The sequence below is a fragment of the Pseudoalteromonas pernae genome, assembly GCF_039831865.1.
GTDB lineage: Bacteria > Pseudomonadota > Gammaproteobacteria > Enterobacterales > Alteromonadaceae > Pseudoalteromonas > Pseudoalteromonas pernae.
In genome coordinates this window covers 30,479-54,869 of sequence record NZ_JBDODM010000009.1, presented here as the reverse complement: position 1 = coordinate 54,869, position 24,391 = coordinate 30,479, and the positions used below count along the sequence as shown (strand labels likewise).

At 46.4% G+C, this 24,391-nt stretch carries 18 protein-coding genes; 12 read left to right on the top strand and 6 right to left on the bottom strand.

The window, feature by feature from the left end; all coding sequences use genetic code 11:
- Positions 1–6: 6 nt before the first annotated feature.
- Positions 7–2,040: a glycoside hydrolase family 97 protein gene (locus V1358_RS17110; RefSeq protein WP_347394307.1), complete on the bottom strand. Its 2,034-nt coding sequence runs from the start codon at positions 2,038–2,040 to the stop codon at positions 7–9.
- A gap of 194 nt (positions 2,041–2,234) precedes the next feature.
- Positions 2,235–3,098 (bottom strand): polyamine aminopropyltransferase, encoded by an 864-nt coding sequence (gene speE, locus V1358_RS17105; protein WP_347391947.1) that lies wholly within the window; start codon positions 3,096–3,098, stop codon positions 2,235–2,237.
- A 161-nt stretch (positions 3,099–3,259) separates the two neighbouring features.
- On the opposite strand from speE, the gene speA reads away from it, so the two are divergent.
- The 4 genes from speA to V1358_RS17085 all read left to right on the top strand — a co-directional run bounded on the left by speA (position 3,260) and on the right by V1358_RS17085 (position 8,317).
- Entirely contained in the window at positions 3,260–5,164 is a 1,905-nt protein-coding gene (gene speA, locus V1358_RS17100) for a biosynthetic arginine decarboxylase (RefSeq protein WP_347394306.1), read from the top strand.
- 134 nt (positions 5,165–5,298) lie between these two features.
- The gene (gene yihG / locus V1358_RS17095; RefSeq protein ID WP_347391949.1) at positions 5,299–6,198 is read left to right on the top strand and encodes a 1-acylglycerol-3-phosphate O-acyltransferase, YihG family; all 900 of its coding nucleotides are present in this window, start codon (positions 5,299–5,301) and stop codon (positions 6,196–6,198) included.
- Positions 6,199–6,200: 2 nt separating this feature from the next.
- Positions 6,201–7,124, top strand: a complete 924-nt coding sequence (gene yihG, locus V1358_RS17090; protein WP_347394305.1) for a 1-acylglycerol-3-phosphate O-acyltransferase, YihG family — start codon at positions 6,201–6,203, stop codon at positions 7,122–7,124.
- Complete coding sequence (locus V1358_RS17085; RefSeq protein ID WP_347394304.1) at positions 7,121–8,317, top strand: mechanosensitive ion channel family protein; 1,197 nt, start codon at positions 7,121–7,123, stop codon at positions 8,315–8,317. Before yihG (V1358_RS17090) ends, V1358_RS17085 begins: the two co-directional genes overlap by 4 nt.
- 15 nt (positions 8,318–8,332) lie before the next feature.
- Here V1358_RS17085 and chrA read toward each other — a convergent pair whose 3' ends face one another.
- Positions 8,333–9,475, bottom strand: a complete 1,143-nt coding sequence (chrA, locus tag V1358_RS17080; protein ID WP_347394303.1) for a chromate efflux transporter — start codon at positions 9,473–9,475, stop codon at positions 8,333–8,335.
- An 87-nt stretch (positions 9,476–9,562) separates the two neighbouring features.
- Between chrA and V1358_RS17075 the strand changes: the two genes are divergently transcribed.
- Positions 9,563–10,336 (top strand): substrate-binding periplasmic protein, encoded by a 774-nt coding sequence (locus V1358_RS17075; RefSeq protein WP_347394302.1) that lies wholly within the window; start codon positions 9,563–9,565, stop codon positions 10,334–10,336.
- Between the two features lie 103 nt (positions 10,337–10,439).
- Positions 10,440–11,084 carry a YiaD family glycine zipper/OmpA-like lipoprotein gene (locus V1358_RS17070; protein ID WP_347391954.1) on the top strand — a complete coding sequence of 215 codons (645 nt, stop codon included), beginning with the start codon at positions 10,440–10,442 and terminating at the stop codon, positions 11,082–11,084.
- Here the strand turns inward: V1358_RS17070 and V1358_RS17065 are convergent.
- On the bottom strand, positions 11,081–12,859 hold the full coding sequence (locus tag V1358_RS17065) for an ABC transporter transmembrane domain-containing protein (protein WP_347394301.1): 1,779 nt from the start codon (positions 12,857–12,859) through the stop codon (positions 11,081–11,083). The two genes, V1358_RS17070 and V1358_RS17065, sit on opposite strands and share 4 nt — an antisense overlap.
- A 198-nt stretch (positions 12,860–13,057) precedes the next feature.
- Between V1358_RS17065 and V1358_RS17060 the strand changes: the two genes are divergently transcribed.
- The 5 genes from V1358_RS17060 (at position 13,058) to V1358_RS17040 (ending at position 23,321) form a co-directional block, all read left to right on the top strand.
- The gene (locus V1358_RS17060) at positions 13,058–14,746 is read left to right on the top strand and encodes a hypothetical protein (RefSeq protein WP_347394300.1); all 1,689 of its coding nucleotides are present in this window, start codon (positions 13,058–13,060) and stop codon (positions 14,744–14,746) included.
- Positions 14,747–14,862: 116 nt separating this feature from the next.
- Positions 14,863–15,264 (top strand): DUF3224 domain-containing protein, encoded by a 402-nt coding sequence (locus V1358_RS17055; protein ID WP_347391957.1) that lies wholly within the window; start codon positions 14,863–14,865, stop codon positions 15,262–15,264.
- On the top strand, positions 15,261–15,833 hold the full coding sequence (locus V1358_RS17050) for a PH domain-containing protein (RefSeq protein WP_347394299.1): 573 nt from the start codon (positions 15,261–15,263) through the stop codon (positions 15,831–15,833). Before V1358_RS17055 ends, V1358_RS17050 begins: the two co-directional genes overlap by 4 nt.
- A gap of 254 nt (positions 15,834–16,087) precedes the next feature.
- Positions 16,088–18,982, top strand: a complete 2,895-nt coding sequence (locus tag V1358_RS17045; protein WP_347394298.1) for a TonB-dependent receptor — start codon at positions 16,088–16,090, stop codon at positions 18,980–18,982.
- A 22-nt stretch (positions 18,983–19,004) separates the two neighbouring features.
- Positions 19,005–23,321, top strand: coding sequence for an alpha-1,6-glucosidase domain-containing protein (locus V1358_RS17040; protein ID WP_347394297.1), 4,317 nt, complete (start codon positions 19,005–19,007; stop codon positions 23,319–23,321).
- Between the two features lie 110 nt (positions 23,322–23,431).
- On the opposite strand, the gene V1358_RS17035 is transcribed toward V1358_RS17040, so the two are convergent.
- Both V1358_RS17035 and V1358_RS17030 read right to left on the bottom strand, forming a co-directional pair.
- A complete protein-coding gene (locus V1358_RS17035; protein ID WP_347391961.1) occupies positions 23,432–23,776 on the bottom strand; it encodes a rhodanese-like domain-containing protein in 345 nt (114 codons plus the stop codon).
- A 1-nt stretch (position 23,777) separates the two neighbouring features.
- Positions 23,778–23,966, bottom strand: a complete 189-nt coding sequence (locus tag V1358_RS17030) for a YgaP family membrane protein (RefSeq protein ID WP_347391962.1) — start codon at positions 23,964–23,966, stop codon at positions 23,778–23,780.
- Between the two features lie 128 nt (positions 23,967–24,094).
- Here V1358_RS17030 and V1358_RS17025 point away from each other — a divergent pair, with 128 nt between their 5' ends.
- Positions 24,095–24,391 (top strand): ArsR/SmtB family transcription factor, encoded by a 297-nt coding sequence (locus V1358_RS17025; RefSeq protein ID WP_347391963.1) that lies wholly within the window; start codon positions 24,095–24,097, stop codon positions 24,389–24,391.

The window sequence follows — 24,391 nt, the reverse complement described above, 5'->3', positions numbered from 1 at the left end:
CCTGACTTAATTCAGTGCCTTAAAGCGAATAGCTGCACCGCCGCTTGGTGCTAGCTGCAGCGAGAGGCTGTCTTTGCTACCAACGATTTGTTTGGTGATGGCCATACTGTACGGGTTGTTGACCCATTCCGCGTCTTCACCATCGGCGTAAATTTGTGCTTCAAATCGTTTACCTGGCTCTAGAAAATCAAGCTTGATAGTAACTTCACGAGCTTCACCGTCGGTGATGGCTCCCACATACCAATCGTTACCAGAGTAATGGTCGCGCTTACGCTCTTTACGAGCAAATACTACGTATTCACCCATTTCACCAGCGATAGCTTTGCTCGTTTCCCAATCAGTCGGAACATCTTGGATAAACTGAAAGGCGTCTGGCTTGGCCAAATAGTTACGTGGTAAATCTGCCGCCATTTGGATTGGGCTGTACAGCACCACATAGAGGGCTAGCTGTTTTGCCAGCGTTGTTTGTGGGCGGTTAGTGTCTGCACCTAAGCCATTAAAGCCCATGTCGAAAATGCCCGGTGTAAAGTCCATTGGTCCAGCCAGCATGCGGGTGTATGCAAGCATAGTTGTGTGCTCTGGTGGGTTAGGTGGTGTGCCCCAAGCGTTGAATTCTTGACCACGGGCGCCTTCGCGCGCTAACCAATTCGGGTATGTGCGACGCAGCCCTGTGTCTTTAATTGGCTCATGGGTATTAATCGAAAGCTTATACTTTGCTGCCAACTCGATATTATAAAGGTACTCATTTGCCATAAATTGGCCGTCGTGCCACTCATAGCGAGCTATGCCTTTATCATCGATGCGTTTGATATTACCGCCATCGGCTACATAACCTGTTTTGATTTGGCTCACCCCATTTTTGGCATACAGTTTAAACGCATCTTCCATTTGGTTGCGGTAATTGCTGACATTGCCAGAGGTTTCGTGGTGACCGATTAATTTTGCACCGACTTTCTCACCATGTTCGGCAATGGCTTCGATATCGAAATCGTCGTAGCTTTTGGTAAAGCTAAATACGTCACCATTGAAGAACCAGTCGCCATCCCAGCCTTCGTTCCAACCCTCTACTAACACGCCGTCAAAGCCGTATTTCGCAGCAAAATCTAGGTATTTAATGGTATTTTCTGTGGTTGCACCGTGTTTTTCACCGCTGCCCCAGGTATTTTCATTAATGTGCATACCCCACCAAATACCCACGTATTTACCTGGTTTTACCCAAGAAACATCACCCAGTTTATTTGGCTCATTCAGGTTTAGTATCAGGTGTGAGTTAAGTAAGCCTGTCGCTTGTTCAGCAATTTGAATGGTACGCCAAGGAGTGGTGAAGCCGTTCTCGGTCTTTACCGCAATACCGTCGGACCAAGGTGTTAAATCTGCCTTAAAAATGCCTGGACGACGTTGGTTGAGGGTCATACCCGCATAATCAACTAATGCAGCTTCGTGAATACTGACATGCACTCCGCTGTCCATTTTCAATGTAAAAGGAGTGTGCACATGAGCGGCATCGTTGGCATTTGTGCGTTTATACACATATTCGTAACGGTTCCAGCCTCGTGCTGGGATCCATAAGGCTTCGTTGTTTTGACCGGCGAGCGCAAATTCAGTTAGCTCGTCGGTGATTTGATAATCAGGGCGGTCTTTGCCTTCGAGTTCATAGCGAAAACCTAAGCCGTCATTAAATGCGCGAACACGCACTGTGTAACTGCGGCTTGCATCCTGCTCGTCAGTAAAGGTAACCGCTAGTTCGTTGTGGTGATCGCGAATTTCGCGTTGTTCACCCCAAGGCTGTTGCCAAGTGCTATCTACACTGTTGGTTTGTGCATTGCTAATTACTAGGCCGTCGCGCAGAGGCGCTGCGTCTTTGAAGTAGAAGCCAAGTTTGGAAGAATTAATAACAGGTTTGCCTGCGAAGCTTACTTGGTAGCTTGGCGCACCGTCATCGCTGAGTGAAACTTGAATTTGGCCATCAGGCGAGCTGACGCTCACTGTTTTTGCTAGAGCCAGTGGCGAGGCCAATAGCAGAGGAATGAATACTCGCATAGATTTTTCCTAAAAATGCGCGCTTATGCTCAGTAGTGTGTTGCAACATAAACATCGGCGTTAGCCCAAAGGTGAACCTTAGAGTAAGGTGAACACCCTTCATTTTCATAGGATTTGCATACGTATTCAAAGAGGTGGAGCGGATACGAGCAATAAAAAAGCGAGCCTAAGCTCGCCCTTTTATGATGTGCTGATTATTGTCCAGCAGCTTCGAATGCGCGTGCCATAAATGGTGGCTCGCACAGTGCGCCTTGGTGAATACCCGGCGTGTAGTATTCTGTTTGCATCGCTACTGGGTCACATGCACGGAAGCCATCAAAGCCCATGCCTTTGCGTGCTAGCGTCACAGACCATAAACCTGAAGGGTAGATTGGCTGTGGGAAAGGTAATGTTTGCAATGCACCGAAGCCAACTTGTTTCATTGCACCGCGCATTTCTACTAACAATGGCATGTGCATAAGTGGGCTTTCGCTTTGTTGCACAAGTACGCCACCCGGACGAAGTGCTTTCAAGCAGCTCTCGTAGAATGCATGGTTAAATAAACCTTCACCTGGGCCAACTGGGTCGGTACCGTCTACGATCACTACGTCGATAGACTCAGGCGCTGCTTCACGCATGTACTTGATGCCATCATCAAATAATAGCGTTGCACGCGGGTCTTCATTTGAGCTGCATAACTCAGGGAAATATTTTAGCGACATTTCAGTAACGACTTGGTCGATGTCGATCTGTGTTACTGTTTCTACAGAGTCGTGCTTCAACACTTCGCGTAACGTACCACAGTCACCACCACCAATGATCACCACGTTTTTAGGGTTCGGGTGACTAAACAGGGCCGGGTGGGCGATCATTTCATGGTAAAAGAAGTTTTCGCGGGTACTTACCATGGTACAACCATCAATAATCATCAGGTTGCCAAAGTCAGTCGTTTCATACATGGCTACATGCTGAAATGGAGACTGTTTTTCTTCAAGTAATTTGTTGATACGCAGAGAAAACGCGCTGCCATCACGGTCACTGATTTCTGTAAACCAGTGGTTTTTATCTAAACTTGTCATGTGCTAAATAATCGCCAGTTGTTGAGATGGGCAATTCTGCCAGTGAGCCACCCAATGCTCAATTAAATTTTAGTGCTAATTATACCATTTTCTATTCGCTAGTCGTAATAAGAGGTATTAAAATAGCGGCAAAATATCAGGTTAATTTTTGAGAGTTCAATATGCAAAGGGGTCCCCTAACGGTGCCAACAGAAGGTTACCAAGCTGCTCAGGCTGTATACAACGTCAGTCACTGGAGCGACGGTTACTTCGATATTAACGAGCGCGGCGAGCTAGTTGCTTTTCCAGACGGTGATAATAGCAAAGAAGGTTTGGCGTTGAATGCGTTAGTAGAGCGCTTTAAAGAGCAGGGACTGACCTTACCTGTGTTAGTGCGTTTCACAGATATTTTGCAACACAGGGCATCGCGTTTAATTGCGGCGTTTACTCAAGCCAAACAAAGCAAAGGGTACCGCGGTGAATACACTTGCGTATATCCTATCAAGGTTAACCAACAACGTTCTGTGGTGAATAAGCTGTTGGCGCATTGTAGCGGCCAAGTGGGCTTAGAAGCCGGCTCAAAGCCAGAGCTAATGGCGATTCTAGGTCTTGCAGATAAAGACATTACCATCGTCTGTAATGGCTATAAAGACAGCGAGTTTATGCGCCTTGCCTTGATAGGTCAGGCGACAGGGCACAAGGTCAATATTGTTATTGAAAAGCTCTCAGAATTAGATGCGTTGTTGCGAGAAATGGAAGCAATGGACCTCGAAGCGCCGATTGGTATTCGTATTCGTTTGAATTCTGTCGGTAAAGGCAAATGGCAAAATACCGGTGGTGAGCGCGGCAAGTTTGGCTTAACCGCATCGCAAGTATTGCAAGCCGTTGAAAAGTTAAAAGCGCACAACAAGCTGCATTTAATGGAGCTGGTGCACTTTCATATCGGTTCGCAAATCGCCAATATTCGCGACATCCAACGTGCATTGACCGAGTGCGCAAGACACTACGCGCAGCTCTACAAAATGGGCGTACCACTGAAAACAGTCGACGTAGGCGGCGGTTTGGGCGTGGATTACGAAGGTTCAGGCTCGCGCAGCAGTTGTTCAATGAACTACACCGTTGAAGAGTACGCGAAGAATGTTGTTGCTGCATTTGCGGAAGTAAGTGATGCGAACGAGATCCCACATCCTGCGATTATTACGGAGTCGGGTCGAGCATTGACGGCGCACCACGCGGTACTGATCACTGACGTAGTGGATGTAGAACGTGCACCAAATAATGAAGTCAGCATTGAGCAATACGCAGACTTACCGAAGGTCGTGCTGGAAATGCATCAGACTTGTCAATCGGTTAGCCCACGTATGGCGATTGAAAGCTACCATGATGCCATGCACCTATTCAGTGAAGCTCACAGCCACTACGTGCACGGCATGTTAGGCATTGAGCAATGGGCGCTGGTGGAGCAGTTGTACTTTGCTACTTTGCATAAAGTACGTGCTTGCTTGAATGAGTCAGCACGGGCTCATCGCGAGGTCATTGATGAACTTAATGAGAAACTTGCGGACAAACTGTTTGTAAACTTCTCCCTGTTCCAATCTTTGCCTGATGTATGGGGTATTGGCCAGCTATTCCCAGTGATGCCGATTGAGCACCTTGATAGACCATTAGATCAACGCGTTATTATCCAAGATATTACTTGTGACTCTGACGGTCAGATCCGTGACTACGTTGACGGTGCCGGTGTGGAGGCGAGTTTGCCAATTCCACGTTATGAGTTCGGCCAGCAATACCATATTGCTATGTTTATGGTCGGTGCCTATCAAGAAATTTTGGGTGATTTGCATAACTTGTTTGGTGATACAGATTCTGTTCACGTGGAAATGCGTGATGGTGAGTACGTACTAACAAATAAGATTAAAGGTGATAGCGTTCAGGATGTATTGAAGTTCGTTCACTACGATAGTGCTGCGTTAGAAGCGTGCTACAACAAGCGTATTTCGCAAATGAGCATTAGTGATGAGCAAAAGCAATCATACCTCGAAGTGCTTACTCATGGCTTAGAAGGTTACACTTACTTCGAAGATTAACCTCAAATGTGGGCTTTAATGCCCACACATTGGTTTACTGTTGTCTAGATTGAACAAATTTAAATCCTTAAAGGTCAACAGACTCTAAAAAAAGCGCTATCATTGGCGCTTGTTTTTTATACCCAAATAGGAAAATGGCTTTGCATTGTGTGGTCGCTGTAATTAGGCAAATTATTAGTATTAGCTTGTACACCCTTAATACCTTGTTTTGGTTTCTCCCGATTGTATTGTGTGGCGTGTTGAAACTGTTGCCGATTAAGCCTTGGCAAAAGTTGATGAGTGCGACTGCAAAAGCGATGGCTAGTTTATGGGTGGCTTGTAACTCTCTGAATCAAAAGATGGTTACGCCTTACAAACTGTCCGTGACAGGTTTAGAGCAACTGCGTAAACGAGATTGGTATTTAGTGATCGCTAACCACCAAAGTTGGGTTGATATTTTAGTGATGCAGCGCATTTTCCGTGGCCGCATTCCATTTCTAAACTTCTTTTTGAAAAAAGAGCTGCTTTACGTGCCGTTTCTTGGTCTTGCATGGTGGGCACTGGATTTCCCATTCATGAAGCGCACCAGTAAATCACAGCTGAAGAAGAATCCTAAATTACGCGGAAAAGATATTGAAACAACGCGCAAAGCCTGTGAAAAATTCAAAGAAATGCCGGTATCTATCGTGAACTTCGTTGAAGGTACTCGTTACACCGAAGAAAAACACGCGCGTCAGAACAGCCCGTTTGAGCATCTATTGAAACCTAAAGCGGGTGGTATCGCCTTTGTGTTGCAAGCCATGGGTGAGCAAATCAGTAAAATTGTGAACGTCACCATTTATTATCCGAATGGCGTGCCGACCTTCATGGATTTGGCGGCGGGCAGGGTCAAAGAAGTTGCAGTACATGTCGATGTGATGCCGCTAGATCAGCAGCTAATCGGTGACTATAGCAACGACAATGCATTTCGCGTAGAGTTTCAGCAAAGCTTGAATACTCTGTGGCAAGAAAAAGAAGCCACCTACAAGCAAATGGCAGAGCATAACCGGAGTTAAGTATGCTAAAACGATTGTTACCCAATTGGTTAGTAGGCATGTTGGCAACAAGTGTGTTGTTGGCAAATACCCTAGTGTGGGGAATAGTCGTGTTCTTACTTGGGCTGGTGAAGTTGGTTTTACCCATAAGGGCAACCACAGTGGTATTGCATTGGGCTTATAACGGCTGGCGTCATGGCAATCGTTTAGCGCTGGTTCTAGGGTGCGAGCGAATCAAGGTTGATTTCAACGGCCAAGTGGACAGCAATGCTTGGTATTTATTGATTTCTAATCACTTAAGCTGGTTGGATATCGTTGTGTTGAGTGCCATCAATGACTTGCCCGCGCCAAAGTTCTTTTTAAAGGATGAGCTTAAGTATGTGCCACTCATCGGCAGTGGCGCATGGGCCATGGGCATGCCATTTATGAAGCGTGCTAGCAAAGAGCAAATCGCTAAAAACCCTAAATTGAAAGGCTTGGATGTTGAGCGTACTAAGCGCAGTTGCCACAACTTCAAACAATATCCATCGTGTATTGTAAACTTTGTTGAGGGCTCGCGTTTTACCGAACATAAACACCAACGTCAGCAAAGCCCATTTAATTATCTATTAAGACCAAAAGCGGGTGGAATTGCGTTTGCTTTACAGGTGCTTGGTGAGCAGTTTGATGGCTTACTTGATGCTACACTGTGTTACCAATCGAAGAGCTCGCACATATGTCGAGACTTTATGTTGGGGCAGTTAACGCAAATTGACTTGTTAGTCGATGTACGTGAAATTGCGCCGCAAATGTTGGGCGATTACCAACAAGACAAAGCGTTTAGGGTTGAATTTCAACAGCAATTAAATGAAATTTGGCATTCCAAAGATGGGATCATCGCAAAACAGTACAAGCCCGTTGCTACAGCGGATTGCACTGAAGTCGCAAATAATACAGGAAAGGTATGACGCAAGGCCATTTACAAAGCTTAATTAGTCCACTATTTGCAGATAGTGAAAGAGCAGAGTTTTTAACGGCACTGACTGCTACAGGCATTGGTGTGCTCGGCATTATCCTCATTTATTTTTTCCTAACCAGCTTGATGTTACCTGGCTTACAAAGTTTGGTAATGCGCGTTGCGCCTTCTACCACAGCCGCATTAAAGCCGCTGTTAGTAAAATTAAACCGCCGTTTGGCCGGGTTTATCTGTAGTGTTGCCTTCTTAGCCACGTTCCATAATGTATTTCCTGCCTCAGAAGTTAGCGTTGATATCATCCAATCCTGTGTAAAAATCATCTTGATTATTTACGGTGGCTTTATCGTTAGTAGTGTTGTGACTATTGGCGGTGCCATTTATAACCAGTTCGCATTTTCTCGCGAAGTGCCTATCCAAGGTTTGATTCAGCTTGTTAAGCTCATCACCTTTATCATCTGCGGCATTCTTATCGTGGCGCTATTGTTAGAACGCTCGCCGACTTACATCATTTCTGGTTTTGGGGCGATTGCCGCAGTGACCATGTTGGTGTTTAAAGACACTATTTTGGGTTTTGTTGCCAGTATTCAAATCGCTGCAAACCGCCTAGTCACTTATGGTGATTGGATTCAAGTAGACAGTTATGGAGCGGATGGGGAAGTGATTGATCTCGGCTTGAACACCGTAAAGGTAAGAAACTGGGATAACACCATCACGACACTGCCAACCTACACATTGGTATCAGGCTCGTTTAAAAACTGGCGCGGTATGCAAGAGTCCGGTGGTCGTCGTATAAAGCGCTCCCTAAATATTGATATGAATAGTATTCGTATTGCCGATGACGATTTGCAGCAGCAATTGGAACAAACTTTGGGGTTGTCTGAGTTGATAAATACGGCCTCGTTACCAGAGCAAGTTACCAACCTAGGTTTGTTCCGCCGCTATGCCGAAGGCTACTTGAAACAAAACGAGCGTATTAATCGCGATCTCACCTTAATGGTGCGCGAACTGCAGCCACTTAACCATGGTTTACCTATTGAGTTTTATTGTTTTAGTGCGGATAAGCGCTGGATTTCCTATGAGCACTTGCAGGCCGAAATCATGGACCATCTACTCGCCGTGCTGCCAATATTTGAACTCAGGCCGTACCAAAGCGTCACTGGCCAATTTAATAGCGGTGCACTGTAGCACCGCTGTTTTGGTTTAGTTAAATTGCGTAAGCAATAGGCCCAGAGCTACAAACACGGCAATCAGCATCAAGATAGGCGGCTTAAATTTGCGTAATACCCACAAGCCGACAGCTGCAAAAACTACGTACCACCACTGAGTGAGTCCTGCAGGAATAATAGGGTTATACAGCGCGGCTAAAATAAAGCCGACCACAGTGGCGTTGATGGCCGTACTGATCCCTGCAATTGCGGGGTTTGCCATCAGTGCATGCCAATGCTTGTGAAACGCCAATACCAATAAGAATCCAGGCGTAAAAATCCCCAATGTAGCCAATAACGCACCGACTAAAGGAGCTGAAGGCACTAATGTTGCGCCTAAGTAGGTGGCAAAGGTAAACATAGGTCCAGGAATGGCTTGTGCCGCGGCATAGCCTGATAAGAAAGAGTCTGCGTCGATATCGGTCAAAATGGTATCCAGTAAAGGCAAGACCACATGACCGCCTCCGAATACCAATGAGCCCGCCTGATAAAATTGAGCACTGAGTAGCCACAAACCTGAGCTTGCCAAAAAGGTCAGCGCAAAGAGGATAACGAAGATGCTCAGAGGCAGCGCACTGATTTTAGTGACAGTAGTGGGTGTGACTTTATCCTCAAATGGTTTTAAGAATATATACCCAATCAGTGCTGCAAAAACTAATATTGTAAGTTGTGTATACAAGCTAGGCAGTAAAATGAGCGCCAGAGCGCTGAGCAATGCCAGTACTCGTAATGTCCAGTTGCTACAAAAGCTCTTGGCCATAGACATCAGGGCATCGCACACTATCACTACGGCAAATAGTTTCAGCCCAACAATAACACCCGATGTGGCCCATTGTATTTGGCTGGCACCCACGGCAAGTAGTGCCATAATGAGCATAGAGGGGAGTGTAAAGCCCACGAAAGCGGCGACTCCTCCCCAAAAACCTGCGCGCTCAAGACCTATGGCGAAGCCGACTTGGGAGCTGCCAGGACCTGGAAGCAACTGACTGAGTGAGATTAAATGCCCGTACTGTTGCTGGCTAAGCCATTTTTTATTGTCGACGAAATGACGTTGGAAATAGCCAAGGTGTGCAGCAGGCCCACCGAAACTGGTACAGCCGAGCAAGAAGAACTGATAAAATAGTGATAACAACTTCATTGTTAAATTATACTGATACTGTGTGTAACATATGTGACACTACAGTAAGGTATATACGAGTTGCAATATGATCGGGGCAGTTACTTAATGTGTATTAGGATCTTTGCTGGGCTTTTTCTATTAGTGCAGTGTGCGTTTGCCGTTGCTGAGGTGACCAAGGTGACGGTTGTGATCGATCACGCCCCGCCTTATAGTTATACCGAAAATGTCGAGCAACCAAGCGGCTTAATTCTCGATATATTACGGCCAATTACGCAAGAGCTGGGCGTTGAAATTAAAACCGTCTCTTGCCCGTTTTCGCGCTGTATCCATATGCTTGAACAGGGCGAGGCGGATGTAATGGGGGGGTTAATCCGCACCCCAACACGAGAACAGCAACTGACCTTTTTAACTCCTGCCTATATGGCACTGCATTCGTCTTTTCGTTTCTACTCTCTACGCGCTGCGGAATTGACCGTGCGTGATTATGAGGATTTATATGGTAAGCGCATCGCTGTAATGCGTGGCGCAGCTCATTTTTCACGATTTGATAAAGACGCGAAATTGATGAAGGTGCCGGTTACATCCGAGCAAGTAGCAGTCGAGATGTTGCTTAAACATCGCGTCGATTTATTTATTGGTGTTGAAGACACAGCCGATCATGCAATGAGCGTGTTGCAACAACCTACAGAGCAATTGGCTAAACAGCCCTACCATTTTGAAGATTCAATCTTCGGACACATAGCCTTTAGTGATGGTTTTGCAAAGACTGAATTAGCGAAGAAAATTACAGCCAGATATCGTGAGATGGCCAATGAAGGCGAACTCACAGAGCTGGTTGCTCCTTACGCACTGCCACCTGTACCCACTTATTCGTTATAACTACAAGTTAAAAATAACACAGCGCAAGATGAACAATCTTAACCCCAAGTTCATGAAGCGCTGGTAATATCAGCCCCAAAGGAAATAAATAGGACTATAAATCATGGCCAAACTAGCAAAATCTTTTACTCCTGTTATTGCAGCGGCATCGGTAGCGCTATTGCTAACTGGGTGTCAGGCAACCAACACGCAAAAAGGAGCAGGGATTGGCGCAGGGATTGGAGCCGTTTTAGGTAAAGCCACTGGCGATCACGATGACAAACGTATTTTCATCGGTGCAGCGATTGGTGCACTAGCAGGTGCAGCCGTTGGTGATTACATGGATAAGCAAGAGCAAGCATTTAGAGATGAGCTTGCAGGTTCAGGTGTTGAAGTGGTACGTGAAGGTGACAATATCCGCCTAGTTATGCCTTCAAACATCACGTTTGCAACGGATCAATCGTATATCTCAAGCGGTTTCCACAATACTCTTGATGCGATTGCTAGCGTTATGAACAAATATGAAAAAACATACCTAAGTGTTGAAGGTCACACTGACAGCACAGGTAAAGATTCATACAACCAAAACTTGTCTGAGCAGCGTGCTCTGAGTGTGAAAAACTACTTAGTAAACAGCAACATTCTTGCTGCACGTATCAGCACTCGTGGTTACGGTGAAAGCCGCCCAATCGCAGACAATGGCACAGCCAATGGCCGTGCATTAAACCGTCGCGTAGAGATTCAAATCGTACCTAACGTACAAAACTAAGTGCTTTGTGTGGGTTGATTAAACTGCAACTCACATAAACGCTGATAAAGCGGTGATTGCTGCAACAAGGTTGCGTGATTGCCGCTTGCTACTACCTTTCCTTGGTCCATCACCACAATTCTATCCGCATGCATGACCGTACTGAGACGATGCGCAATAATCAGTGTTGTGCGGGTTTTCATTAATTCAGTCAATGCGGCTTGTACATGATGCTCACTCTCGGCATCCAGCGCGCTGGTGGCTTCATCAAGTAATAATATTTCAGGGTCTTTTAGGATAGCGCGGGCAATAGCCACTCGTTGTTTTTGACCACCCGATAAGCGTACGCCACGTTCTCCCAAGAAACTCTGGTATTTGTCGGGCAGCTGCTGCACAAACTCATCGGCGTGAGCTTGTTTTGCTGCTGAAATCACCTCTTGCTCGTCTGCATTTTGTTTGCCGTAAGCAATGTTATGGTAAACATCCGCGCTGAATAACACCGGTTGTTGTGCGACGATGGCCATTTTATCACGCAGGTCGAAAAGGCTGAGTTCCTTGATATTGACGCCTTGAAGCTCAATTGCCCCCTCACTGACATCATAAAAACGCTGCAATAACTCGAATAAGGTACTTTTACCCGCACCGGATGGTCCGACGATAGCCACTGTCTCGCCTGCAGCAATGGTCAAATTAAAATGACTCAGTGCTGCCTGATTAGGGCGTGATGGGTAATGAAACGACACATCGTGGAATTGAATTAAGGTGTGTTCGGCTAGCGTTTGCAACTCTTGAGGCTGCTCTGGGTCGATAATATGGCTGTTTACTTCGAGCAACTCAACTAACCGCTTCGCTGCTCCCGCCGCGCGTTGCAACTCGCCATAGATTTCCGCGACTGTACCAACAGACATAGCGACCACAATAGCGTAGAAAACGAAGGCGGCTAATTCCCCCCCAGACATCGCACCGCTGAGCACATCCACACCGCCGCTGTAGAGCATTAAGCTAATGCCCGAAAAAGAGATAAAAATTACGAAGGCAATGAGAAACGAGCGTTGAATAATACGCTTTTTGGCGACGGCAAATGCTTTGTCTACCTCGGTGCTAAAGGCATTGAGTTCATTACTTTGGCGGTTAAAACTGTGGACAGTTTTGATATTTTGCATCACCTCGCCAGCGTAAGTACTGATGTCGGCAATGGCGTCTTGTGAGCTACTTGCTAGCTTGCGCACGCGCCTGCCAAAAAGCTTCATAGGCAACAGTACCGCGGGAACGCAAAGGAGTACGATCAAAGTGAGTTTCACATTGGTGATAAACAACATAATGATGCCGCCGATAAGCATCAAACTGCTGCGCAGGGCCATAGATAAAGACGAACCAACAATGCTTTGCAGTAGGGTCGTGTCAGTGGTCAGGCGCGACATGATCTCGCCACTGCGATTCTCTTCAAAATAACTGGGGTGTAGCGCCACAATGCGGGCAAACACTGCTTTGCGAATATCGCTGCTAACGCGCTCACCAAGCCATGACATTAAATAAAATCGACAAAATATGCCCACGGCCATAATTGCAATCAATGCAATAAGCATAAAGACCGAACTACGCAGTTGCTCCATCGAACCTGCGATAAAACCTTGATCAATAACCTGCTTTAGGCCTTGTCCGAGCGATAAATTGATGCCCGCGGTAATGACCAGAGCAAACAATGCACCGGCGACTACCCATTTATAGGGAATTAAAAAACGAAAAATAGGACGCAAATGGCGCAGTGCACTTTTTTCTGTTTTGGGGTCCGTCATGCTGGAGCCTAGTTAGGAACTATCAAACACAGTGTAACAGAGCCAATACTCAGTGAATACAAAATCGGCTTTAACTCAAATCTTTCTCTTATCGTAAGCAGATGTAATATCTATTTTAAAATATTTAACTATTATTTAACTAATATTTAACCTTGTGCATTGAAAGGTTGTCTGTGGCGTTGTGACTAAAGGAAAGGAATGAAAATGAAGCAAAGTGAAGAATATCACACCATCAAGTATGCAGTTATTGCTGCTGCGTTGATTGTGAGCGCGTCGGCGCAGGCCGATTGGCAAAAAGAGTCTATGTATGGTGGCCAATATAACACGATGAATACGTGCTCGGGACAGTTTCCGAGCTATTGGCAAGACCCTAAATTTAGCGATATGTGGCCAGGACAGGTAATGAGTAATGTGCCGACCCAAGTTTATTCAGGGCCGGTGTTCCAGCTTTCAGATATGTATCCAAACGAGCCTGTGAATGACGCCAAGGCGCAAACGTGGAGAGACAAACGTTTTGATGCCTTGTTTGACGAAAAAACGGATGCAAAAAAGAAATACAAGCTTGCCCTTGAATATTCGCAGGCGGTAATGGATTACATTTTGGCGGGTAATACCCAACGAGCTGAAATGGAAGATTTTAATGTCTGCGAAAACAAGGTTAGGCCTTGGTTTCACATGCCATTTCAAACTTATGACCCTATGTCTGGCCGCGAATTTACGCACGGCTTAACCCGCGAAGCACCTGTTACATTTTCTGTGCAAGATGGTACCGGCACCGATCAATCAACCATGTGGGCGGTAGGTATTTACAACGCCACGGCGGCTTATACTCTTGGCCAAGTGTGGCAAAATGGCACGGCCAAAGTGCCTCAGAGCAACATTACATTTGATGAAGGTGCGGTGATAGGTAAGCCCTTATTTAACACCTCTACAGTCACGCAATTGCCGATACTAACTAATATGCCGAGTTGGAACGCCAATATCTCTGACCCAGATTTTTGTGCGTGCGTTTCAGCGAAAGGTCCTAAAGAAGAATGCACCCTGCATGAAGAAGCAAAACAATGTCCGCGTAGTTATGCGCAATGGGATGACGTTAAGCTGTTGCAATTCGACTTTGCTGTGAAAGACAGTCGCGCACCGGATACAAGTTGGGTATATGGTACTTTTGTGGCTGACGGCTTGCGCAAAGCCAAAGAGAAAAACCCATGGCGTCGCATGTCATTACTCGGTGTGATGTGGGGTAATGATACGCCAGCTCAAGGCCACTATGCGATTAACTACCCAGAGTCACCACGTGAAAATGGCTTTAAAGAGGCCGTGATTATCTGGGATACGGTGGACGAGCTAAACAAATATGCGGGCTCTGGGCTCACCCGAGCACCAGGACATTTAGGTTGTAATGAACGATTGAATGGCCCAGCGGATAACAGCAACAGTTCATGTATGTCGTGTCATGGTACGGCATCAGTTCCCGACGACGAATTCACCACGCCACCTTTGATTTCACAATTTTCTGGTGACCAAACCCATCAATGTGTATCGCCCTTGATCAGCAATACCCAGCAGGGTATGGATCGCGCCGGCGATAGCGCTGAGGTCCTCAACAATGTAGCCTTTTTGACGGTTGATCAAACTTACTTTACAAATGTGGGTGCAGGGCAACCGTTCAACATGATGGTACCCAATGAGCAAGGCCAAATAGTTAATCTTATGCAAGAAACAGATGCCCCTAAATACGCTGACAGCACAGACAAGCAATGGCGTTCTTTAGATTACTCGCTACAAATGTCGATTGCGTTGACGCAATGGATGCAATATCAAGCGAATAAGAATGTTGAACCTGAGCAGCAGGTCCATAAAAAAGAAATACGCCGAAACATTGAATAGGTAAAGACCTTACGCTCACTCATTGCGGTGAGCTTTTTATCTCACCAAGTCTCCTTGTAAGTTCAAACCTTTTGAGTATAAATAGGGTAAGCAACAAACTTATAGGGCCGCTATTTATGAAAGCAACAGGTACGTTTCATGTCACTTTGAACCCTCAAGATGCATATGCCACAGGTGTGGACAATATAAACTTAGGGCGCATGTCGATAGACAAAACTTTTAGTGGTGATTTACATGGCATCAGCCAAGGCGAAATGCTCAGTGCCATGACCTCAGTAAAAGGCTCGGCTGGTTATGTAGCGATTGAACAAGTCACGGGCACGCTGGCAGATAAAAAAGGCAGCTTCGTATTACAACACTTTGGCACTATGAACCAAGGCAAAGATGCACTGATCCTTGAAGTCGTGCCTGACTCAGGCAGTGGCGAGTTAATCGGATTGTCTGGAAAAATGCGCATCAAGATAGAAGATGGCCAGCACTTTTATGAATTTGATTTTGAGCTGGAGACCAGTGCATGAGCTCCTCTGAAACGGTGCTTGCGAGCGCGCAGTTTGATCCAAAGGTTAAGCAATACTGGTTAGTCATTTGGCTAGTGGTTTGCTGTTTTACCTTGTTCGGCGTTGTATTGATCCCCGTTATTGCTGTGATTGTGTGGGTTGTCGGTGGGCGTATGCTAGCGGCAATGTCGGCAACATTGAGTGAAAAGAAGTTAGTAGTAAAACGCGGTATCTTGGTGCGTGTGGAAAAGTCGATTCCACTGGATAAAATTACCGATGTTGCCTTGAGTCAGGGGCCGGTTATGCGCATGTTTGGTATCCACCGTCTCAGCTTTGAAACCGCAGGACAATCTGGTCCTGGTGCGCTGGTCTCCTTGCTCGGTGTTGTTGAGGCCGCGCGGTTTCGCGAAGCTATCTTGACACAAAAGGAGCGCTTGGCAGACAAACTACAGCAAACTTCAGCACCGCAACCGCCAAGTGCGGATAAAACGGATGCAGCGCTTATACAACGTGAACTCATGGAGCGCTTAGTTGATGCAGTAGAGCGCATTGACACACGCCTTGCTGTGATAGAAAAGCGCGACCTATAGTCGCGCTTTTGATTTACGATTCAGTCGCGCCCTGTCTTTTTTGTTGTGCATATGGGGATATTGGTAGTTTTCCTCTCTAGCACGTTTGTATGGCTTTTTTTTGACCTTCACCTCCTGCTGTATCCCGTACCCCACTTACTGCATACGTATTCATCACATGAATTTCACCTTTTAGTTACAATTTATTAGTTTGTTTTTGACAACAACAATACTTACAGGTGCAAAGCCTCCAACGACAACAGGGTGGAATTCCAATGGGGAAATTCAAGCTAAGTGCATTAATGCTTGCGATGTTCGCGGCAAATAGTGCCATAGCCGCAACGGACGAAGAACGCACAGCAGCAAAGGAGCTAGATCCTGAGCTTGAAGTAATCGAAGTGCGTGGTTTTCGTCGCAGTTTAATTCAATCACTAAACCAGAAACGTTTTACCGATACCGTATCAGAGCAATTATCTGCCGATGATCTCGGTGCCTTACCCGATGTATCCATGGCTGATGCATTAACGAGGCTGCCGGGGATCTCGGCGGTGCGCACGGGCGGCCAAGCGGCGGAAATTAATATTCGTGGTCTTTCAGGTGGGTTTGTATTTTCAACCCTTAATGGCCGCGAGCAAGTATCAACTAGCGGCAGTCGCAGCATTGAGTTTGACCAATACCCGTCTGAGCTAATTAGCTCTGCAGCGGTATATAAATCGCCCAAAGCATCCTTGATTGAAGGTGGCGTAGCGGGCACCGTTGAGCTGCAAACTGCCAGCCCATTGGACAATGACCAACAACACTCCTTTACCGCGAATGTGCGCGGTATGTATAACGACCGCGCTTCAGAGGTGTTTGATGCCACTGAGTATGGTGACCGCATTAGCTTTTCTTACCAAGGCAAATTCCTTGATGAAACACTAGGAGTTGCATTGGGTTATGCGCGCTTGTTCCAGCCCAGCGTCGCGACGCAATTTATTGGTCTGGCCTATAACGGAAATAAAGATGTAGATGGTCTTGCAAATGACACCAATGGCCCAGCGGATAACCCCGCTAATGAATACATCAGTGAAGGTTTTGAGCTGCAGCATTTAGGCGGTGAAGAAACGCGAAACGGCTATTTAACCTCTATTGAATGGGTGCCAACAGATAACTTTAAACTCAAAGGCGATGCCTTTTTGTCGCGTTTTGATAGTGAGTCGTTTGCCCGTGGCTTTCGTGTAAAATTTGGCGGCCCATCCGCCGTGTATGCGAATCCAGTCCTAGATGGTAACGCGGTGATTGGCGGTGCTATTAACCGCACGTCGAACAGCTTTACCCGTGTTGAAATCGTGAATGACGACAACCAAGACTTTGACGAAGTTGATAGCTATGGCATCAATGCTGATTGGCAAATCACAGAGCGCTTAAACGTTAATGCTGATGTGTCTTTATCGCGAGCGAAAAGCAATTTCCGCAATGGCTTGTTGTGGGCACTGGTGGCAGAAGATGCAACGGTTGAAAATCCCGTTTTTGATACCAATGTGTCGATTAACTACCAGTTAAACGGTTTAGATTTGCCTGATATTGGCTTCAACCAAGCGGCGGCATTTAGCGATATTGATCGCGTCATGGTCAGTAAATACGGGATTTACCCGTATGAAAATGAGGATGAAGTAAAAGCGTTTCGACTCGATTTTAAATACGAGCTTGAAAATAATTGGTTCAGCTCAATTGAATTTGGCGCCCGCTATTCAGACCGTGAATACAGCAACGACCGTTCAGTATTTGAATATGGTAATGACGGCGCGTTCTCTGCAACTCAGCCGCCGCTGCGTTTAACTGATGACATGGCAACCGTGGTGGATTGGCAAGGTGAGTTCAGTTACTTCCCTTCTTATCTCGCCATCGACCTAAACAAAGCACTTAATGCATGGTTCCCCAGTGGCATTCCGCAGCCAGTGCAAACCTGGGGTAACGCCGATGGGGTAGTGGATTTGGACGGCGATGGCCAGCCAGATGCGCAAGGCTACACCACCAATTACTCTTGGACCATGTTGCAAAGTGGTTCGGTATACGAAGAAGTGGTATCGGCGTACGTGATGCTTAACATCGATACCGAAATTGGTTCTTTGCCGGTGACGGGTAATATCGGTATTCGTCGCGTTGATACCGATCAATCGGCAACAGTACTTGAAAACGTGGGCGGAGATCCGCAGCTAGGTGCGCAGTACATAGTCGATGAAAATGGCATTGTGAACAGCCTATATGCGCCAAGTGTGCTGGGCACGGACTTCACGGATTACCTCCCATCGCTTAACCTAAACTTTAAAGTGAATGACGCCACTCAAGTGCGTTTCGCCGCAGCTAAAGTAATGGCGCGTGCACCCATCAATCGCTTAGCGGGTGATGCGAGTGCATCGGTGAATAATGACGGTGAAATCAACGGTTCAAGTACCAACAACCCATTCCTAAAACCTTTCTATGCGGATCAATACGATATTTCTTATGAGCGTTACTTTGAGGACACCGACGGAGCCTTAATCGTGGCGGGCTTCTATAAGAATATCGACTCATTCATTGATACTGTGGCGATAGAAAACTTTGATTTTAAAGGCAATGGTTTCAACGTTCCTGATTTCATTGTTGATCCAGTGAGTGGCGAGCAAATAGAGACCACCAATGGTATTTACACGACCGCAGTGAACAATGCTGAAGGTGGATATATTCGTGGTATCGAGCTTGCCTATACGCAAGTCTTCTCGTTCTTACCCGCTCCGTTTGATGGTTTGGGTGTCAACGCCAGTTACTCCTACACCGAGAGTGAAGTGCAATCAATCACCGACTTAGGTGGTGAAACGGTCGCACAAGACTTACCTGGTCTATCCAACAACGTATTTAACACCACATTGTTTTACAGCTATGAAAATTTCGAAACGCGCTTAAACGTGCGTTATCGCGATGATTTTGTTTCAGAACAGGTGGCTGTGAATGAGCAGGTGGTGAACTTTGACGCGGAAACGGTTGTGGATTTTCAAACCTCGTATCAGTTCTCAGATTCGTTCGGCATGTTGTTACAAGTGAATAACCTCACCGATGAGCCAACGCAAAGCTATTTTGGCACAACCAGTAAAACCGGTACGACGCAGTTCTTTGGTCGTCAGTTTTATTTAGGGTTTACCTATAACCACTGAGCAGCAAGTTGGAGATAACATAATGAAAATAATAGCAAATTTAAACCGCTTGCTGATCACCCTGAGCCTCGTGCTACTGAGCGCGTGTGGCGGTGGTGGCAGCAGTGATATAGAAGCAGGGCAGGTGTTGTTGACCTGTAACGTACCACAAGTACCCAATGAAGCAGGCACTGAGTGTGTTGACCCGCCTGCCATTAAGTGTCCGCCCCCAACGGTGCCAGACGACAAGAATGAGCAGTGTATTGTTGGCGCAGACCCGACTTTGCCAGATCCTGTGGTGTTCCCCGGCGAAAATGAAGCAATTTTATTTTACAACCGCCTCAATGACGGTGCGTATGAGGGTTATCGTCTGCATACGTGGAACAATGAAGAATGTGATGCCTATGCTCCGCCGTTCGATGCTACAGATTGGGCAAACGGTCATGAATACGATGGCATCGACCCTAATTATGGCGCTTACTGGATTGTAAAACTCAAAGAGGGTTACAACGAATGCGCTAACTTCATTGTGCATATTGGTACTGAAGGCTCAGGTAAAGCATTCGGTGATATCGACCTAAAAATGCCGTTGATGCAAGATGATGAAAAATTCCAACGCATGAACTTCACTATCCATGGTGAGCCATCTGTGTTTGAGTACCCAATTATGAGTTTGGGTGAGCGCCCGGTAAGTATCACAGGGGCGTCAGCGCATTGGCTCGATCTCTCTACATTTGTTTATCAACCCAGTGATGAGCTTACTAGTATCATTAAACTTCATGCTTCTAGCGCAGCCGATCTTGCGGTTGATGAAGAAACAGGTGAATTGAACGGCGCAGTAGCAGAACTCATGTCGTCGTCTTTAACCGAAGAACAAGTTGCCAAAGTTCCTCATCTCGCGGGGTGGAATGCATACGAAGGTAATTGGGATACCGCTTCGGCGAAAGAGCTAATTAAACAACAACTAGTTGTGGCGGGCTATGACGCGGATGGCAAACTCATTGAAGCCACCTATGTGCAAACTGCTAAAGCCTTGGATGATCTTTACACCAGTGGTGAGGATGATGCGAATGAAGCACAACTAGGTGTTCACTACACCAACAATGGTATTGAGGTATCGGTGTGGGCACCGACAGCAAGCAATATGAAGTTGGCTTTGTATGATGCCAACAAAGCTGAGCTTGAACAGCTCGACATGAGCTTTGATATGAACACAGGTATTTGGTCAAGCAGCGTCGATTTGGCTCATGACCGTCACTATTATCGATTTGTGTTTGATGTCTATCATCCCACAACCAAGAAAATTGAAAGCCTTTGGAGCACAGATCCTTATTCTCTGAACGTTTCAACCAACGGTTTGTATAGTCAGCTCATCAATTTAGACGATGAAGATACAAAACCGAGTGGCTGGGATGAGCGCATTGTTCCTACCATTGATTACCCTGAAAAAGCGGTGATTTATGAAGGTCATGTGCGTGATTTCAGCGCTCGAGATGAAACCGTAAGTGCACAGAATCGCGGTAAATACTTAGCCTTTACTGAGCTTGATAGTGCGCCAATGCAGCACCTGAAAAAGTTGGCAGACAACGGATTAACGCACTTCCATTTGTTGCCACTGACTGACATTGGCACCATTGACGAAGATGCCAGTCAGCGTATTGACGTGACAGCAACCTTAGGTGAGTTGTGTACCCGCATTAACGATGACGCTGATGCCTGTAAAACAGAGGACAAAGGTGCGTTGATCATTGACCTAATGGCTTCTTACTTGCCGGGTTCAGATGACGCCCAAGCACTCGCTAATGCCATGCGTGGTGTTGATAGCTTCAACTGGGGTTACGATCCGCACCACTTTATTGCGCCAGAGGGCTCGTATGCATCATCGCCTGAAGGGGTTGCTCGTGTACAAGAGACCCGCGCGATGATCCAATCGTTACAAGAAATTGGCTTACGTGTGGTATTAGATGTGGTTTATAACCACACCACCTCTTCGGGTGTTTGGGATAAGTCGGTGTTCGATAAACTCGTGCCTGGTTATTATCACAGATACAACGAAAGCACCGGTGATATCGAGCGCTCGACTTGTTGTGAAAACACTGCCACAGAGCACGTGATGATGGATAAGTTTGTCGCTGATTCTATGGTTATCTTGGCCCGTGACTTTGGCTACGATAGCTTCCGTTTTGATGTCATGGGGCACATGCCAAAAGCGTCCATTATGGCAGCACTTGAAGCAGTACAAGCGGTAGACCCAGACACCTATTTCTACGGCGAAGGTTGGAATTTCGGTGAAGTTGCTAACAACCGCCTGTTCGTACAAGCGAAGCAAATGGATATGGCTGGCACAGAGGTAGGTACCTTCAATGACCGTATTCGTGAAGCCATTCGTGGCGGTGCATTCTTCAGTAACAATGCCACTGACGGCAACTTATCTGAGCAAGACACACTGCGCTTGTCGCTGGCGGGCAACCTGCAAAACTACGTGCTCAAAGACTTCAAAGGAAACTCGTCCAAAGGCACCAGTTTCAGCTGGGCTGGTCAGCCAGCCGCTTACGCCTTAGACCCTGCAGATAGCATTAATTACGTGTCAAAGCACGACAATGAAACGTTGTGGGATCAACTGCAATATAAGAATGGTACGAACATGAGCATTAGTGACCGTGTGCGTGTTCACAATATGGCTTTGGCTATGCCATTGATGAGCCAAGGTATCCCATTTATGCAAATGGGTTCCGACATGCTGCGCTCGAAATCAATGGACCGCAACAGTTATGACTCAGGTGACTGGTTCAACTTTGTTGATTTTAGCAAAGACACTAACAACTGGAATGTTGGCTTGCCATTGGCGCAAGATAACCAAGGCAAGTGGGGTGAAATTGCACCTATTTCAGCAAACACCAATGCACAAGCCATGGCCAGTGACATCGAATACGCAAGTGATGTTTTTACTGAGTTCTTAGCAATACGCAGTACCAGCCCATTGTTTAGTTTGACTTCTGAGCAAGCCATCTTAGACCGTGTTGGCTTTCACAATGTCGGTAAGCGTCAACAACACGGCTTGGTAGTAATGAGTATTGATGATGGCGTGGGGCTGACTGATTTAGATAGCCAGTTTGATGCCATCCTTGTGGTGATGAATGGCACCGAGCAAACACTGTCACATACTGTACCAACAGCCGCTGGTTTTGAATTACATCCGCTGTTAAAAGCCAGTGTAGATGCCACTATGTCATCGTCATATTTTGCTCAAGGTGAAGGCGAAGGCACGTTCAGTGTGCCGGCTTACACAATTGCTGTCTTTGTTAAACCACAGGGTGAGTCTCAAGGTGAAGGCCTCAGTGCTAACGCGACAGTAGGGGCGCCGGATATTGTGCCATTTGGCAGCACCACAGTGTATGTGCGTGGCTCATTGAATGGTTGGGGCACCGCAAACGCCTTTGAGTATGTGGGTAATGGCGAATATCAAATTGCCATCGCACTGACTGCTGGCAGCTATGAATTCAAAGTAGCATCTGAGGATTGGTCTACCGTGGATTTCGGTGCGCTGTCAGCGGATGTTGCTGAAGTGATTGAAGGTGAAGCTGAACAACTGACTCGCAGTGGGGCAAACCTGACCTTTACCGCAGCTATTGATGCTACCTATGTGTTCTCGTTCGATGCCACAGATACGGACAATCCAGTACTGACCGTTTACAACGAAGAGCCATTTGTGGGCACTCCTGTGTATTTGCGTGGTAGCTTGAACGATTGGAGTACGAACGACGAATTAAGCTACCAAGGTAAAGGTGTTTACGCCGTTACTAAACAATTAACAGCGGGCAGCTATGAATTTAAAGTCGCTTCAAGTGATTGGAACACCGTTGATTACGGCTCAGGTGAGAGCAGTAATGCGGTCACAATTGGCACTGAAAAGCTACTGGCTGTAAAAGGTGGCAACATGAGCATCGACATCCCTGCGGATGGTCAATACCAGTTTGTGTTTGACGCGAGTAATCTTGATGAGCCGCTAATGACCGTGTTCGATGCGCAAATGTTTGGCCAAACCCAAGTATATCTTCGCGGTAGCGTTAATGGTTGGGGCACTGATAATCCGCTGCTCTATGATGGTGACGCGATGTACAGCACGACTATGACGCTTGAAGCCGGTGACTACGAGTTCAAAGTCGCATCAGAGGACTGGAGCACTGTGGACTTTGGTGGCAGTGGTGATGCGCCAGTCGCTGTACTTGGTGAAGCAACGCCACTTGAAGTGGTGGGTGCCAATATTGCACTGAGCATCGCGAATGCAGGTGACTATCGCTTCACGGTGAAAGGTCCGGACTTGAGCAAGCTAACTGTGACGGTATCGGCAGTGCAATAGCCTATCCGTGAGTTAGTTAAACGCAAATAGAAAAAGCGTCACTTATCGAAAGAGAGTGACGCTTTTTTATGCATACGTGTTGTTTTAAAAAGCTTGGCTCGAAATGAGTACTAAAAAACGCTGCACACATCATCAGCTTTGCAACTGATCACGGTTACGTTTTTATAACCAATGCGAGTGAGTTGCTCAGCGGCTAAAGTCGCTCGCACGCTGCTAGCGCAGTGCAAATAGATGGGACGCGCTTCGTCTTTTTCTATTTCCATTAGTTTCATTTCCAATACCCCGCGAGGAATATTAATGGCGCCGGTTGCAGCTTTTGTTGCGTGTTCAGCAGGCTCGCGTACATCGATTAGTAAGCCATTATTTTCCGTCAGCTCAGCCTTAGCTTGATGAGCATCAATACGGCGCTGGTTTGGGGTGATAGTCTTGAGTAAATCTGGGATTGGCGTGAGCATATTACTCCTCCATGCCTAATTTGCGAAGAATGGAAATCATCGGGCACCAGCCACTGAACGCTGATTGTATTAGGTTCAACGCGATGAAGCCGGTAAACCATAGCCACATTGGGCCACCTATGTAGGTTAACAATAGCGACAATAAAATCATGATGCCAGCGATCAACCTTAAAGCTGCGTTAATTTTCATTTTTGCACCCAATGCAGTTAGTGAACTTATAAGTAAGTATATTAGAAAAGCCTAATTTAGCAATAATTAATATTAGACTTCCCTAATATTAATTTCTATACTCATTACCAAAGTAAAAGGGGAGACGTATGGACCTCATGAAAATGGCAGACAATGCCGAACAAGCACAGGCCCTGTTAAAGCTATTAGCGAATAAAAATCGTCTGATGATTTTGTGTTGTTTGCAACAAGGTGAAATGAGTGTTTCGCAGCTTAATGAGCGCGTGCCTTTAAGCCAGTCTGCATTATCGCAACACCTCGCTGCGTTGCGCCAAGAAGACATAGTAACGACACGTCGTGAAAGCCAGACTATCTTTTACAGTCTGTGCAATGAGCATGCACGTGCGATTCTTTCAACGCTCTACGAGATATTTTGCCAGGAATAA